The organism is Streptomyces sp. NPDC058246, from assembly GCF_042881985.1.
GTDB lineage: Bacteria > Actinomycetota > Actinomycetes > Streptomycetales > Streptomycetaceae > Streptomyces.
This window is the reverse complement of record NZ_JBHVWZ010000006.1, coordinates 281,115-296,277: the sequence shown is the minus strand read 5'-3', so window position 1 is coordinate 296,277 and position 15,163 is coordinate 281,115. Positions and strand designations below refer to the sequence as shown.

Below are 15,163 nucleotides of genomic sequence, written 5' to 3'. Positions count from 1 at the left end.
TGGCATTTAACCTAAGGTTCGGACAAAGTCGCCTGTCCGAGTCCGAGGGGTGAGCCGTGACCCAGAATCAGCCGCCCGGTGCGCGCCGGGCCCGCATTCCCGGACCCCAGCAACCCCCGCCGTCGTATCCCCAGATCCGGGCCGGACTCTGGAGGCGCTGTCTGGGGATCGGGCTCGCGCTCTGGGCGCTGACCGCGGTCGTCACGTACGCCACGAAGAACACCACGCTGCTGCCGACACTGATCCTGCTCGGCAGCTTCCTGGTCCCCGTCACCTTCGTGCTCTGGGCGTACGAGCGGCACGGCCGGGACCTGGGCGTGAACCTGATCCTCGGCTGCTTCCTGACGGGCGGCGTCCTCGGTGTGCTCGGCGCGTCGGTGATGGAGTACTACCTGCTCCACCCCTCGCTGTGGATGTACATCGGCGTGGGGCTGATCGAGGAGGCGGTGAAGCTCGCGGCGCTGATGTTCGTGCTGCGCCGACAGACCCGTGTCCGCGGGCTGCGGGCCGGGCTGGTGCTCGGCGCGAGCGTCGGGTTCGGCTTCGCGGCCCTGGAGAGCGCGGGCTACGCGTTCAACGCGGCCGTCTCGATGCGGGGCGTGGATCTGCGCGCGCTCCTTGAGACAGAGATCCTGCGCGGGGTACTCGCCCCCTTCGGGCACGGCCTGTGGACGGCGATCGCGGGTGCGGTGCTCCTGGCGTACCGCCGCCCGAACGGGCGCTTCCGGTTCCCCGCGCCGGTACTCGGCACCTACCTCGGCGTCTCGCTGCTGCACACCTTCTGGGACTCGACACACGGCATCGCGCTCTGGCTGGTGGCGCGGCTGACCAGCGGCGGACTCGACAGGACGCTCTTCGGGCAGGGCTACCTGCCGCAGCCCACGGACGCGCAGAAGCATCTCTTCACGCTGTTCTCCGTCGGCGGTCTGGTCCTCGTGTCACTCGCCGGGATCGCCTGGGTGCGGTCGCTGGCGCGCCGCGACGCCTCTTGGAAAAATACCCCCTAGGGGTATAGTGTGGTGAGCATCGAGGGGAAACCTGGGACCCCCAGGGGCCCCTTCCCCCCTACGTACGGCACACGCACACGCCTCACTGAGGAGCAACGACATGACCGCCCAGACCGAAACCCCGGGTTCCGTCACCGCCGTCTACAAGGTGAGCGGGATGAGCTGCGGGCACTGCGAAGGCTCGGTCAGCAGCGAAATCGCTGAGATCGCCGGCGTCAGCTCGGTGAAGGCCGTGGCCTCGACGGGCGAGGTCACCGTCGTCTCCGAAGCCCCGCTCGACGAGGCCGCGCTCCGCGCCGCGGTGGACGAGGTGGGCTTCGAGCTCGTCGGCAAGGCCTGAGCAGCCTTCAGGAACCCCTCTCCGCCACACCGGGCCGTACCGACCAGCTGATACTGGCTCCGTACGGCCCGGTTCCTTCACTGGAGCCCGACCATGACCACCGCAGCACCCGAGACAGTCATAGCCGAGACGTCCCAGACGTCCCCGCCCTCCACCCCGTCGGAAGTGGAACTCTCCATCGGCGGAATGACCTGTGCCTCCTGCGCGGCCCGCGTCGAGAAGAAGCTCAACCGCATGGACGGCGTCACCGCCACGGTCAACTTCGCGACGGAGAAGGCGAAGGTGTCCTACCCCGAGGGGGTACAGGTCGCCGACCTGATCGCCACCGTGGTGAAGACGGGCTACACGGCCGAGGAGCCCCCGCCGCCCCGCCTCCAGCCGGCCGAAGACCCGGTGGAGGAGCGCGACCCCGAACTCGCCTCCCTTCGCGCGCGGCTCGTCGTCTCCGTCCTCCTCACCCTCCCCGTCGTCCTGCTGTCGATGGTCCCGGCCCTCCAGTTCGACAACTGGCAGTGGCTCTCGCTGACCCTCGCCGCGCCCGTCGTGATCTGGGGCGGACTCCCCTTCCACCGGGCCGCGGCGACGAACGCGCGGCACGGCGCGGCCACCATGGACACCCTGGTCTCGGTCGGCACGCTCGCCGCGTTCGGCTGGTCCCTGTGGGCGCTGTTCTTCGGGGACGCGGGGATGCCGGGCATGCGGCACGGTTTCGCCCTTCTCACCGTTCCGAGCAGCACCGCCTCGCGTACGGACGGGGCGTCGACGATCTATCTCGAAGTCGCCGCCGGTGTCGTCGCGTTCATCCTGCTCGGCCGCTACCTGGAGGCCCGCTCCAAGCGGCGCGCCGGGGCGGCACTGCGGGCGCTGATGGAGCTGGGCGCCAAGGACGTCGCGGTGCTGCGGGACGGCCGTGAGGTCCGTGTCCCCGTCGCGCGGCTCACCCCGGGCGACCGCTTCGTCGTACGGCCCGGCGAGAAGATCGCCACCGACGGGACGGTGGTCGAGGGGTACTCCGCCGTCGACGCCGCCCTGCTGACGGGCGAGTCGGTGCCGGTGGACGTGACCGTCGGCGACGCGGTGACCGGCGCGACCGTGAACGCCGGAGGCCGGCTGGTCGTGGAGGCCACCCGGGTCGGCGCCGACACCCAACTCGCACGGATGGCGCGGCTCGTCGAGGACGCGCAGAACGGCAAGGCCGAGGTGCAGCGCCTCGCCGACCGGATCTCCGGGATCTTCGTGCCGGTGGTGCTGCTGATCGCGCTCGGCACGTTCGGGGTCTGGCTCGCCGTCACGGGCGACACGGTGGCCGCCTTCACCGCGGCCGTCGCGGTGCTGATCATCGCCTGCCCGTGCGCCCTCGGACTCGCCACACCGACCGCCCTGATGGTCGGCACCGGACGCGGCGCCCAGCTCGGCATCCTCATCAAGGGCCCCGAGGTCCTGGAGTCCACGCGCCGCGTCGACACCGTCGTCCTGGACAAGACCGGGACGGTGACGACGGGGCGGATGAAACTTCAAGAGGTCTACGTCGTCGACGGCGCCGCCGAGAACGACGTCCTGCGGCTCGCAGGCGCCCTGGAACACGCCTCGGAGCATCCGATTGCCCAGGCGATCGCGACAGGCGCCCAGGAGCGCGCGGGCGACCTTCCCGCGCCGGAGCGCTTCGAGAACGTGCCCGGGCGTGGCGTACGCGGGCGCGTGGACGGTCACGAGGTCACGGTGGGCCGGTTCCCGGAGGAACTCCCGCAGGAGCTCGCGCGCGCGAAGAACGCGGCCGAGGCGGAGGGGCGTACGGCCGTCGTGGTCGCCCGGGACGGCGCGGCACTCGGTGTCCTGACCGTCGCCGACGCCGTCAAGGAGACCAGCGCCGAGGCCGTGCGCGCGCTGCGCGCGCTGGGGCTGACGCCGGTGCTGCTCACCGGCGACAACCGAGCGGTCGCCGAGGCCGTCGCACGGGCCGTCGGCATCGACTCCGGCGATGTGTTCGCGGAGGTGCTGCCCGAGGACAAGGTCGACGTGGTCAAGCGGCTCCAGGGCGAGGGGCGGACCGTCGCGATGGTCGGCGACGGGGTCAACGACGCGGCGGCGCTGGCCACCGCCGATCTGGGCCTGGCGATGGGCACCGGCACGGACGCGGCGATCGAGGCGAGCGATCTGACGCTGGTGCGCGGGGATCTGCGGGTGGCCGCGGACGCGATCCGGCTGTCGCGGCGGACCCTGACCACCATCAAGGGCAACCTCGTGTGGGCCTTCGGATACAACGTGGCGGCGCTGCCGCTGGCCGCCGCCGGTCTGCTGAACCCGATGATCGCGGGGGCGGCGATGGCCTTCTCGTCGGTGTTCGTGGTGACGAACAGCCTTCGGCTCCGGACATTCTCATGACGACGGGTTAAGAGTCCCCCTAGAGTCCAACGGCAGCCTCACATAAGCTCTTCACAAGGCTCGCGCATCTTCCTTACGCTTGGGCCCGCATTGCCGTATCGGTGCTCTTGCGTATCTTCAGGACATACGCAAGAGACACAGATCACAGTGATGCGAACGTAACCATCGAAGGGGTTCGTGAGTCTAAGTTGGCGATGTCAGAAGCGTCTTGGGGGGCGTGACTGACATCTGGGGATGTCTTGGGGGACGTTCCCGGAAATTGCGTTGCCGGGACGCGTACACCGGGGAGCTTTGAGCGGCCCTCCCGGCGGTACGGGTCCCGGCAGATCGCACCGCAGTACCGAGAGTTTTGCTCGTTTTGCTCGCAGCGGTTCAGGCGCTGTCCACAGACGCCCGGCCGGATCCCGTGGGGGGAATCCGCACCGGGACAAGGAAAGCGCCCCGACTGCCGGCCCGTGGGGGGACCGGTAGCGGGGCGCTTTCCGTTTTGTACGGCTGTGCAGCGACTTCATGGTCGCGGAGGTGCCGAAGCGCCGTGCCGGCGCCGCGCACACGGTGGCACACCGACGTCTCCGTACGGCTGGACACGCACAGCGACATCTCCGTACGGCCGCACACCCACAGCGACATCTCCGTGCGGCCGCACACCCACAGCGACATCTCCGTACGGCCGCACACGCACAGCGACGTCTCCGTACGGCTACACGCGCACGGAGACGTCAGTGAACTCGGGGGCTCAGCGCGCCTCGACCGGCACGAAGTCGCGCAGGACCTCGCCCGTGTAGATCTGGCGCGGGCGGCCGATGCGGGAGCCGGGCTCCTTGATCATCTCGTGCCACTGGGCGATCCAGCCCGGGAGGCGGCCGAGGGCGAACAGGACCGTGAACATCTCGGTCGGGAAGCCCATGGCGCGGTAGATCAGGCCGGTGTAGAAGTCCACGTTCGGGTAGAGGCTGCGCGAGACGAAGTAGTCGTCGGAGAGCGCGTGCTCCTCCAGCTTGAGCGCGATGTCCAGCAGCTCGTCGGACTTGCCGAGGGCCGAGAGGACGTCGTGCGCCGCCGCCTTGATGATCTTCGCGCGGGGGTCGAAGTTCTTGTAGACGCGGTGGCCGAAGCCCATCAGGCGGACGCCGTCCTCCTTGTTCTTCACCTTGCGGATGAAGGAGTCGACGTCGCCACCGGAGGCCTGGATGCCCTCCAGCATCTCCAGCACGGACTGGTTGGCGCCACCGTGCAGCGGGCCCCAGAGGGCGGAGATGCCGGCGGAGATCGAGGCGAACATGTTCGCCTGCGAGGAGCCCACCAGACGCACGGTGGAGGTCGAACAGTTCTGCTCGTGGTCGGCGTGCAGGATCAGCAGCTTGTCGAGCGCGGAGACGACGACCGGGTCGAGCTCGTACTCCTGGGCGGGGACCGAGAAGGTCATGCGCAGGAAGTTCTCGACGTACCCGAGGTCGTTGCGCGGGTAGACGAAGGGGTGGCCGATCGACTTCTTGTAGGCGTACGCCGCGATCGTCGGAAGCTTGGCGAGCAGTCGGATCGTCGAGAGGTGACGCTGCTTCTCGTCGAACGGGTTGTGGCTGTCCTGGTAGAACGTCGACAGGGCGCTGACCACGGACGACAGCATCGCCATCGGGTGGGCGTCACGCGGGAAGCCCTGGAAGAAGCGCTTGACGTCCTCGTGCAGCAGGGTGTGCTGGGTGATCTCGTTCTTGAAGGTGGAGAGCTCGTCGACGTTCGGCAGCTCGCCGTTGATCAGCAGCGAGGCCACCTCGAGGAAGGTGGAGCGCTCGGCCAGCTGCTCGATCGGGTAGCCGCGATACCGGAGGATGCCCTCCTCGCCGTCGAGGTAGGTGATGGCGGATTTATAGGCGGCCGTGTTCCCGTAACCGCTGTCCAGGGTGACCAGACCGGTCTGGGCGCGGAGCTTCCCGATGTCGAAGCCCTTGTCGCCGACGGTGCTGTCGATCACCGGGTAGGTGTACTCGCCATCGCCGTACCGCAGTACTACAGAGTTGTCGCTCACGTCATCCCTCACCGACGTTGTGCCTCTTCTTCGAGGTGCCCTGACTGTCTCTACCATCCCCCATTTGGCCCTGGAGAGTGCACTCGGGGTCGACCATTGGGCCTATTGGCGGCACTCAGTGCCGCCAACCTGCTCATCCTGCCCCTCTTCGCCCTGGTTCCGGAAGTGCTGTGTGACCTTTGCGACTCGTTTGATCGATCATTTTTTGTGATGGGTGTCGCCAGGGGGCACTCAGGGACGGGAGAGGCGGAAGTCCAGGGCCGTGCAGCGCCTCCCGGCGGACACCGTGCGGACCGCTTGCCCTATCGCCTTGCGCGAGCCCACGAGGACGACCAGCTTCTTGGCGCGAGTGACCGCCGTATAGAGCAGATTGCGCTGAAGCATCATCCATGCGCCGGTGGTGACGGGGATCACCACCGCCGGATACTCGCTGCCCTGGGAGCGGTGGATGGTCACGGCGTACGCGTGGGCCAGCTCGTCGAGTTCGTCGAATTCGTACGGCACCTCCTCGTCCTCGTCCGTCAGCACCGTCAGACGCTGTTCGACCGGATCTAGCGAGGTGACGACGCCCACGGTGCCGTTGAAGACTCCGTTCTCGCCCTTCTCGTAGTTGTTGCGAATCTGGGTGACCTTGTCGCCGACCCGGAAGACCCGGCCGCCGAAGCGCTTCTCGTCGAGGTCCGGACGGCCGGGGGTGATGGCCTGCTGGAGCAGCCCGTTGAGGTTGCCCGCGCCCGCCGGGCCACGGTGCATGGGCGCGAGGACCTGCACATCCCGGCGCGGGTCGAGGCCGAACTTGGCCGGAATTCGTCGCGCCGCCACGTCCACGGTGAGCCGGCCCGCCTCCTCGGTGTCGTCCTCGACGAAGAGGAAGAAGTCCTTCATGCCGTCGGTGACGGGGTGCTGCCCGGAGTTGATCCGGTGCGCGTTCGTCACCACCCCGGACTGCTGGGCCTGCCGGAAGACCTGGGTCAGACGGACCGAGGGGATCGGACTGCCGTCGGCGAGCAGGTCGCGCAGCACTTCGCCGGCGCCGACGCTGGGCAGCTGGTCGACGTCCCCCACGAACAGCACATGGGCGCCCGGAGCCACCGCCTTGACCAGCTTGTTGGCGAGCAGGAGGTCGAGCATGGAGGCCTCGTCCACGACCACCAGGTCGGCGTCCAGCGGCCGGTCCTTGTCGTACGCCGCGTCGCCACCCGGCTTGAGCTCCAGGAGCCGGTGGACGGTGGAGGCCTCGGCGCCGGTCAGCTCGGCGAGCCGCTTGGCGGCGCGGCCGGTGGGCGCGGCCAGGACGACCTTCGCCCGCTTCGCCCGCGCCAGCTCCACGATCGAGCGGACCGTGAACGACTTGCCGCAGCCGGGCCCGCCGGTGAGCACGGCGACCTTCTTGGTGAGCGCGAGGCGGACGGCCTGCTCCTGTCCGGGCGCCAACTCCGCTCCCGTACGCCCCTTCAGCCAGGTCAGCGCCTTGTCCCAGGCCACGTCGTGGAAGCCGGGCATCCGGTCCTGGTCGGTGCGCAGGAGGCGCAACAGCTGGGCGGAGAGGGAGAGTTCGGCGCGGTGGAAGGGGACCAGGTAGACGGCCGTCACCTGCTCGGCGCCGTCGGGGCCCGGGACCTTCTCGCGGACGACACCGGGGTCCTCGCCGTCCTCGGCGGGCGCCGCCAGCTCGGCCAGGCACTCGATGACCAGGCCCGTGTCCACCTGGAGCAACTTCACGGCGTCCGTGATCAGTTGCTCCTCGGGGAGATAGCAGTGGCCCTGGTCGGTGGACTGCGAAAGCGCGTACTGAAGGCCGGCTTTGACGCGCTCCGGGCTGTCGTGCGGGATGCCGACCGACTGGGCGATCTTGTCGGCGGTGAGGAAGCCGATGCCCCAGACGTCGGCCGCGAGGCGGTAGGGCTGGTTCTTGACGACCGAGATCGACGCGTCGCCGTACTTCTTGTAGATGCGGACCGCGATGGACGTGGACACCTCGACGGTCTGGAGGAAGAGCATGACCTCCTTGATCGCCTTCTGTTCCTCCCAGGCGTCGGCGATCTTCTTGGTGCGCTTGGGGCCGAGGCCCGGGACCTCGATGAGGCGCTTCGGCTCCTCCTCGATGATCTGCAGGGTGTCCAGGCCGAAGTGCTGGGTGATGCGGTCGGCGAAGACCGGGCCGATGCCCTTGACCAGGCCGGATCCGAGATAGCGGCGGATGCCCTGGACGGTGGCCGGCAGGACCGTCGTGTAGTTCTCCACCGTGAACTGCTTGCCGTACTGGGGATGGGAGCCCCAGCGGCCCTCCATGCGCAGGGACTCGCCGACCTGGGCGCCGAGAAGTGAGCCCACGACCGTGAGCAGGTCGGCGGCGCCTCGGCCGGTGTCCACCCGGGCGACCGTGTACCCATTCTCCTCGTTGGCGTACGTGATGCGCTCCAGTACGCCCTCGACCACCGCCATCTGTACCTGACGGCTCCCCGCCTGATTGGACATGATCCGACGCTACCGCCCGCCGCTGACAGCGCGCGGACGCTGTGGACAACTTCACCGCGCGGGCGCCGAGCCTGGGGACAACCGCATCCCGTGTGCGCGAAACATCGAGGGCCGCGACCCCGGGGGCGCGCTGAACGCCGTGAGCCACGGCACCACACGTGCGCGAACACCGCAGGCCGCGGCAGCACGCGTGCGTGAACGCCGTCGGCCACGGCACCACGCGTGCGCGAACGCCATCGGCCACGACACCACGAGGGCGTGAGCAAGGAGGACGGCTTCATCACGATCCGGTCTCGGGGTCTTGTTAACGGCCGTGTAATCGATTCCAATCCTCCGTGTAATCGATTCCACGAGGAGGTGGAGCGGCGATGGCGAGCATCAAGGACGTTGCCGCCGAGGCCGGCGTATCCGTCGCCACGGTCTCGCGCGTCCTGAACGACCATCCGTCGGTCAGCGCGGACGCACGCACCCGCGTGCTGGCCGCCGTACAGACCCTGGGCTACCGCCCGAACGCCGTCGCCCGCTCCCTGCGCACCGACCAGACCCGCACCCTCGGCCTGGTCATCAGCGACGTACTCAACCCGTACTTCACCGAGTTGGCCCGCTCCGTCGAGGAGGAGGCCCGCGCCCTCGGCTACAGCGTCATCATCGGCAACGCCGACGAGCGGCCCGACCTTCAGGACCACCACGTACGGACCCTGCTGGACCGGCGCATCGACGGGCTGCTCGTCTCCCCCACCGACGGCGGCTCCCCCGGGATGCTGGACGCCGCGCGCGAGGGGACGCCGATGGTCTTCGTGGACCGCTGGATCGCGGGCGTGGACGTGCCTGTCGTCCGGGCGGACGGACGCGCGGCCGTCCGCGATCTCGTCGCCCATCTGCACGGTCTCGGCCACCGCAGGCTCGCCATCATCGCGGGCCCGGCGGCGACCACGACCGGCAGCGAGCGCGTGGAGGCGTTCCGGGAGGCGCTGGCCGAGTACGGCATCGCCCTGCCAGGCGACTACATCGGGCAGGGCGACTTCCAGGCCGAGAGCGGGCGCCGGGCCACCGAACGCTTCCTCGACCTGGCCGAACCGCCCGAGGTCGTCTTCGCCGCCGACAACCTGATGGCCCTCGGCGCGCTGGACGCCGTCCGCGCGCGCGGGATGCGGGTCCCCGAGGACATCGCGCTCGCCGCGTTCGACGACATCCCGTGGTTCGTGCACACCGATCCGCCGATCACCGCGATCGCCCAGCCGACGGGCGAGCTGGGCCGGGCGGCCGTACGCGCCCTGGTCGACCGCATCGAAGGGCGGCCCCCGCAGTCCGTCACCCTGCCCGCCCGTCTCGTCGTACGCCGCTCGTGCGGCGAGCCGGCCCTCCCAGAGCCATCGGCGTCTTCAGAGCCGTCCCCCGTAACGAACAGGAGCACGTCGTGAGCGACCAGGACGAGTTGCTGCGCATCGAAGGCATCCGCAAGACCTTCCCCGGTGTGGTCGCGCTCGACAGCGTCGACTTCGACCTGCGCCGGGGCGAGGTGCATGTGCTGCTCGGTGAGAACGGCGCGGGCAAGAGCACCCTCATCAAGATGCTCTCCGGCGCCTACCGTCCCGACGCGGGGCGGATCCTGGTCGGTGGCGAGGAGGTGCGCATCCACGGCGCACAGGACTCCGAGCGCCTCGGGATCGCGACCATCTACCAGGAGTTCAACCTGGTTCCCGATCTGACGGTCGCCGAGAACATCTTCCTGGGCCGCCAGCCGCGCCGGTTCGGGCTGATCGACCGGAAGACGATGGAGGCCGACGCCGCCGAGCTGCTCGAGCGCGTCGGCGTGAACGTGTCCCCCCGCGCGCGGGTGCGTGAACTCGGCATCGCACGCCTCCAGATGATCGAGATCGCGAAGGCGCTCAGCCTCGACACGCGCGCGCTGATCATGGACGAGCCCACGGCCGTCCTCACCTCCGAAGAGGTCGAAAAACTCTTCGCGATCGTGCGCCGGCTGCGCGAGGACGGCGTCGGCGTCGTCTTCATCACGCACCACCTGGAGGAGATCGCCGCCCTGGGAGACCGCGTCACGGTCATCCGGGACGGCAAGAGCGTCGGCCAGGTGCCCGCGTCCACGCCCGAGGACGCACTCGTACGCCTCATGGTGGGCCGGTCCATCGAGCAGCAGTACCCGCGTGTACGCCCCGACTCCGGGACCGGCTCCGGGACCGGCTCCGAGGGCGACTCCCGGGCCGGCTCCGAGGGCGACTCCGGGGGCGCGCTGCTGAGCGTCGAGGGGCTGACGCGGGACGGCGTCTTCCACGACGTGTCCTTCGACGTGCGGGCCGGTGAGGTCGTCGGCATCGCGGGGTTGGTGGGCGCGGGACGTACAGAGGTCGTCCGGGCGGTCTTCGGCGCCGATCCGTACGACAAGGGCGCCGTGAAGGTGGCGGGCTCGGCGCTGCGCCGGCACGACGTCAACGCGGCGATGGAGGCCGGTATCGGGCTCATCCCCGAGGACCGCAAGGGCCAGGGACTTCTCCTCGACGCCTCCGTCGAGGAGAACCTCGGCCTGGTCACCATGCGGGCGGCGACCCACGGCGGGCTCGTCGACCTCAAGGGCCAGCGGGAGGCAGCGGGGCGCATCGCCCAGCAGCTCGGCGTGCGGATGACGGGCCTCGGCCAGCAGGTGCGCACGCTCTCCGGCGGCAACCAGCAGAAGGTCGTCATCGGCAAATGGCTGCTCGCCGACACCAAGGTGCTGATCCTCGACGAGCCGACCCGCGGCATCGACGTCGGCGCCAAGGTCGAGATCTACCAGCTGATCAACGAACTCACGGCCGCGGGTGCCGCCGTCCTGATGATCTCCAGCGATCTGCCCGAGGTGCTCGGCATGAGCGACCGGGTCCTGGTGATGGCCCAGGGCCGGATCGCGGGCGAACTCTCCGCCGACGAGGCGACGCAGGACTCGGTGATGGCCCTCGCCGTCAGCACGAACACTGAAAGGGAGGCCCCCCGTGGCCACTGACACGCATCTGAGCACATCGGGCGCGAGTGGCGCCTCGGCGGTCCGCCGCCTCCTGCTCGACAACGGCGCGCTCACCGCGCTGATCGCCCTCGTCATCGCGATGTCGGCGCTCTCCGGCGACTTCCTGACGACGGACAACCTGCTCAACATCGGCGTCCAGGCGGCCGTCACCGCCATCCTCGCCTTCGGTGTCACCTTCGTGATCGTCTCGGCGGGCATCGACCTGTCGGTCGGCTCGGTCGCCGCGCTGTCGGCCACCGTGCTTGCCTGGATGGCGACGTCGGAGGGCGTCCCGGTCTGGATCGCGGTGATCCTCGCGGTCGCCACCGGCATCGCGTGCGGCCTGGTCAACGGCGTGCTGATCTCGTACGGGAAACTGCCGCCGTTCATCGCGACGCTCGCCATGCTCTCGGTGGGCCGCGGCCTGTCCCTGGTGATCTCGCAGGGCTCCCCGATCGCCTTCCCCGACTCGGTCTCGCACCTCGGTGACACGCTGGGCGGCTGGTTGCCGGTGCCGGTCCTGGTGATGGTCGTGATGGGCCTGATCACGGCCCTGATCCTGGGCCGTACGTACATCGGCCGCTCCATGTACGCGATCGGCGGCAACGAGGAGGCCGCGCGCCTGTCCGGGCTGCGTGTGAAGAGGCAGAAGCTCGCGATCTACGCCCTGTCCGGTCTGTTCGCGGCCGCCGCGGGCATCGTGCTCGCCTCCCGGCTCTCCTCCGCGCAGCCGCAGGCCGCGCAGGGGTACGAGCTCGACGCGATCGCCGCGGTCGTCATCGGCGGTGCCTCGCTCGCGGGCGGCACCGGCAAGGCGTCCGGCACGCTGATCGGCGCGCTGATCCTCGCGGTGCTCCGCAACGGCCTCAACCTCCTTTCCGTGTCGGCCTTCTGGCAGCAGGTCGTCATCGGTGTCGTCATCGCGCTGGCGGTGCTGCTGGACACGGTGCGGCGCAAGGCCGGGGCGACCCCGGTGGCCGCCGGTGCCGGCACTCCGGGCGGCAAGGGCAGGCAGGCGGCGACGTACATCATCGCGGCGGTGGTCGCCACGGCGGTCGTCGGTGCGATGTCCTTCCTGCACAACGGCTCGTCCACCTCGACGACGCAGAAGCTGGGGCTGTCCCTCTCCACCCTGAACAACCCCTTCTTCGTACAGATCAAGGCGGGTGCCCAGCAGGAGGCGAAGAAGCTCGGCGCGGACCTGACCGTCACGGACGCGCAGAACGACGCCTCGCAGCAGGCCAACCAGTTGCAGAACTTCACCAGTTCGGGCCTCGGCTCGATCATCGTCAACCCGGTGGACTCGGACGCGGCGGGTCCGGCGGTCCGCGCGGCCAACAAGGCCGGCATCCCCGTCGTCGGTGTCGACCGGGGAGTGAACAAGGCGGACACCGCCGCGCTCGTCGCCTCCGACAACATCGCGGGCGGCGAGCTGGGCGCCAAGGCGCTGGCCGAGAAGCTGGGCGGCAAGGGCAAGATCGTGATTCTGCAGGGCCTGGCCGGTACGTCCGCGAGCCGTGAGCGCGGCGCGGGCTTCGCCGAGGGTCTGAAGGCCTACCCCGGCATCCAGGTCGTCGCCCAGCAGCCCGCGGACTTCGACCGCACCAAGGGCCTCGACGTCATGACGAACCTGCTCCAGGCCCACCCCGACATCCAGGGCGTCTTCGCCGAGAACGACGAGATGGCGCTCGGCGCGATCAAGGCGCTCGGCTCCAAGGCGGGCAAGTCGGTCTCCGTCATCGGCTTCGACGGCACCCCCGACGGCCTGACCGCGGTCAAGGCAGGCACGCTGTACGCGTCCGTCGCCCAGCAGCCGAAGGAACTCGGCCGCATCGCGGTGGAGAACGCGCTGAAGGCGGCCGAGGGCAAGAAGGTAGAGAAGACGGTGAAGGTGCCGGTGAAGGTGGTCACGAAGGAGAACGTGGCCGGGTTCGGCGGCTGACACGGCCGAGCGGCCGGGCGGTCACGCGGGCGGCCGGGCAGCGGGTGCGGTCACGCAGGCGGCTGGGCAGCCGGACAGCCGGGCGGTCACGCAGGCGGTCGGGTGGTCGCACAGCCGGGCGGTCACGCAGGCGGTCGCGCAGCTGGACAGCCGGGCGGTCACGCAGGCGGTCGGGTGGTCGCACAGACTGCCCGGCCGCCTCGGCTCACGTCTCCGCCGCCTCAACTCAAGTAGCTGCCGCCTCAACTCATGTATCCGCCACCTCAACTCACCTTTCCGCCGACTCGACTCACCTATACAGGGAGACAGTTCATGTACGACTACGACCTTCTGGTCGTGGGATCGGCCAACGCCGACCTGGTGATCCGGGTCGAGCGGCGGCCCGCGGCCGGAGAGACGGTGCTCGGCTCCGACCTCGCCGTCCACCCCGGCGGCAAGGGCGCCAACCAGGCGGTCGCCGCCGGCCGCCTCGGCGCCCGTACGGCCCTGCTGGCCCGGGTCGGCGACGACGGGCACGGCCGGCTGCTGCTCGACTCGCAGCGGGCGGCCGGCGTCGACACCGTGGGCGTGCTGGTCGGCGGGGCGCCCACCGGGATCGCGCTGATCACGGTGGACCCGTCGGGGGACAACAGCATCGTGGTCTCGCCGGGAGCCAACGGCCGCCTCACGCCCGAGGACGTACGGGCCGCCGGGAGCCTCTTCCATGCCTCTCGGGTGGTCTCGGCGCAGCTGGAGATCCCGCTGGACACGGTCGTGGAGGTGGTCCGCAACCTCGCGGCCGACAGCCGTTTCGTACTGAACCCCTCGCCGCCGCGCCCGCTGCCCGCCGAGGTGCTCGCGGCCTGCGACCCGCTGATCGTGAACGAGCACGAGGCGCGGGTGATCGTCGGTACGGCGCTCGGGGACTCCCCCGAGGACTGGGCGGCGGCCCTGCTCGCGCTCGGCCCGCGCTCGGTGGTCATCACGCTGGGCGCGGACGGCGCGCTGGTGGCCGAACGCGCGGGCGCCCGGGTCCGGATCCCTTCGGTGAAGGTCGAGGCCGTGGACACGACCGGCGCGGGCGACGCGTTCACCGCGGCGCTGGCCTGGCGGCTGGGGCGCGGGGAGTCCCTGGCAGAGGCGGCGGCGTACGCGGCCCGGGTCGGGGCCGTCGCCGTCACCCGGCCCGGAGCGCAGGAGTCCTTCCCCACAGCCGAGGAGGTGGCCGCCCTGTCCGGTGTCCTCCCGGGGGACGACCCCGGGACCACCGGCCGGAAAGGCGGGTCGGAAGGGTTGGCCGGAGAGCCCTTGCGAGGTGAGTCCCGATGAAGAAGTCCGGAATCCTGAACCGCCATCTCGCGGGCGCGCTCGCCGAGTTGGGCCATGGGCACGGCGTCCTGGTGTGCGACGCGGGCATGCCGATCCCCGAGGGCCCACGAGTGGTGGACCTGGCCTTCCGCGCCGGCGTGCCGTCCTTCGCCGAGGTGCTCGACGGGCTGCTGGCGGAGCTGGTGGTGGAGGGCGCCACGGCCGCGCGGGAGATCCGCGCCGCGAACCCGGAGGCGACGGCGCTCCTGGAGGCCCGCTTCCCCGCCCTGGAACTGGTCCCGCACGAGGAGCTGAAGTCGCTGTCGGCGGGCGCGCGCCTGGTGGTCCGCACCGGGGAGGCGCGGCCGTACGCGAATGTGCTGCTGCGTTGCGGAGTGTTTTTCTGAGCCGCCGATTCGGCCACCGCATCGGCCGCCGAAGCAGCCACCGCATCGATCGCCGAAACGGCCGCCGCATCGGTCTGTGAAAACTTCGAGGGGCCCGGTCCGTCGACCGGGCCCCTCGGCATTCCCCTCCGTATCAGAACCCCCCCGCGATCCCCCCGGATCCCCCTCCAGAGAAGTCCTGATGGCAAGTACGACCCGCGAGGTGGGGGAAGGGTTGCACGGTGTTCCGAGAAATATTCTGAGATTCTTTTCGGCTCAGCGGCCCGCGCTGCGCGACCCCGTCCCCCCGGGCTTCCGCG

At 70.1% G+C, this 15,163-nt stretch carries 10 protein-coding genes; 8 read left to right on the top strand and 2 right to left on the bottom strand.

The window, feature by feature from the left end; translation table 11 throughout:
* The first annotated feature begins 56 nt into the window (after window positions 1–56).
* From ACFVXA_RS12095 to ACFVXA_RS12085, 3 genes are all read left to right on the top strand, one after another.
* Window positions 57–1,007 carry a PrsW family intramembrane metalloprotease gene (locus ACFVXA_RS12095; protein ID WP_390024835.1) on the top strand — a complete coding sequence of 317 codons (951 nt, stop codon included), beginning with the start codon at window positions 57–59 and terminating at the stop codon, window positions 1,005–1,007.
* Between the two features lie 100 nt (window positions 1,008–1,107).
* A complete protein-coding gene (locus ACFVXA_RS12090) occupies window positions 1,108–1,347 on the top strand; it encodes a heavy-metal-associated domain-containing protein (RefSeq protein ID WP_390024833.1) in 240 nt (79 codons plus the stop codon).
* 93 nt (window positions 1,348–1,440) lie between these two features.
* Window positions 1,441–3,729, top strand: a complete 2,289-nt coding sequence (locus tag ACFVXA_RS12085; protein WP_390024831.1) for a heavy metal translocating P-type ATPase — start codon at window positions 1,441–1,443, stop codon at window positions 3,727–3,729.
* Between the two features lie 736 nt (window positions 3,730–4,465).
* Here ACFVXA_RS12085 and ACFVXA_RS12080 read toward each other — a convergent pair.
* Entirely contained in the window at window positions 4,466–5,755 is a 1,290-nt protein-coding gene (locus ACFVXA_RS12080; protein WP_362017890.1) for a citrate synthase, read from the bottom strand.
* 231 nt (window positions 5,756–5,986) lie between these two features.
* Window positions 5,987–8,233 carry an ATP-dependent RecD-like DNA helicase gene (locus ACFVXA_RS12075; RefSeq protein ID WP_383734928.1) on the bottom strand — a complete coding sequence of 749 codons (2,247 nt, stop codon included), beginning with the start codon at window positions 8,231–8,233 and terminating at the stop codon, window positions 5,987–5,989.
* A 368-nt stretch (window positions 8,234–8,601) separates the two neighbouring features.
* On the opposite strand from ACFVXA_RS12075, the gene ACFVXA_RS12070 reads away from it, so the two are divergent.
* From ACFVXA_RS12070 to rbsD, 5 genes are all read left to right on the top strand, one after another.
* Window positions 8,602–9,654: a LacI family DNA-binding transcriptional regulator gene (locus ACFVXA_RS12070; protein WP_383902342.1), complete on the top strand. Its 1,053-nt coding sequence runs from the start codon at window positions 8,602–8,604 to the stop codon at window positions 9,652–9,654.
* Entirely contained in the window at window positions 9,651–11,228 is a 1,578-nt protein-coding gene (locus ACFVXA_RS12065; RefSeq protein ID WP_383902345.1) for a sugar ABC transporter ATP-binding protein, read from the top strand. Before ACFVXA_RS12070 ends, ACFVXA_RS12065 begins: the two co-directional genes overlap by 4 nt.
* A complete protein-coding gene (locus ACFVXA_RS12060; protein WP_390024829.1) occupies window positions 11,218–13,170 on the top strand; it encodes a substrate-binding domain-containing protein in 1,953 nt (650 codons plus the stop codon). Before ACFVXA_RS12065 ends, ACFVXA_RS12060 begins: the two co-directional genes overlap by 11 nt.
* 312 nt (window positions 13,171–13,482) lie before the next feature.
* The gene (locus tag ACFVXA_RS12055) at window positions 13,483–14,478 is read left to right on the top strand and encodes a ribokinase (protein WP_383902349.1); all 996 of its coding nucleotides are present in this window, start codon (window positions 13,483–13,485) and stop codon (window positions 14,476–14,478) included.
* Window positions 14,475–14,864 carry a D-ribose pyranase gene (gene rbsD, locus ACFVXA_RS12050; protein ID WP_383734936.1) on the top strand — a complete coding sequence of 130 codons (390 nt, stop codon included), beginning with the start codon at window positions 14,475–14,477 and terminating at the stop codon, window positions 14,862–14,864. The genes ACFVXA_RS12055 and rbsD overlap by 4 nt, the downstream gene beginning before the upstream one ends.
* Window positions 14,865–15,163: the final 299 nt, after the last annotated feature.

Bases quoted from the DNA above. Each gene is read 5' to 3' on its own strand.
- ACFVXA_RS12090 (WP_390024833.1), top strand. From the start codon at position 1,108: ATGACCGCCCAGACCGAAACCCCGGGTTCCGTCACCGCCGTCTACAAG.
- ACFVXA_RS12085 (WP_390024831.1), top strand. From the start codon at position 1,441: ATGACCACCGCAGCACCCGAGACAGTCATAGCCGAGACGTCCCAGACG.
- ACFVXA_RS12075 (WP_383734928.1), bottom strand. From the start codon at position 8,233: ATGTCCAATCAGGCGGGGAGCCGTCAGGTACAGATGGCGGTGGTCGAG.
- ACFVXA_RS12070 (WP_383902342.1), top strand. From the start codon at position 8,602: ATGGCGAGCATCAAGGACGTTGCCGCCGAGGCCGGCGTATCCGTCGCC.
- ACFVXA_RS12055 (WP_383902349.1), top strand. From the start codon at position 13,483: ATGTACGACTACGACCTTCTGGTCGTGGGATCGGCCAACGCCGACCTG.
- rbsD (WP_383734936.1), top strand. From the start codon at position 14,475: ATGAAGAAGTCCGGAATCCTGAACCGCCATCTCGCGGGCGCGCTCGCC.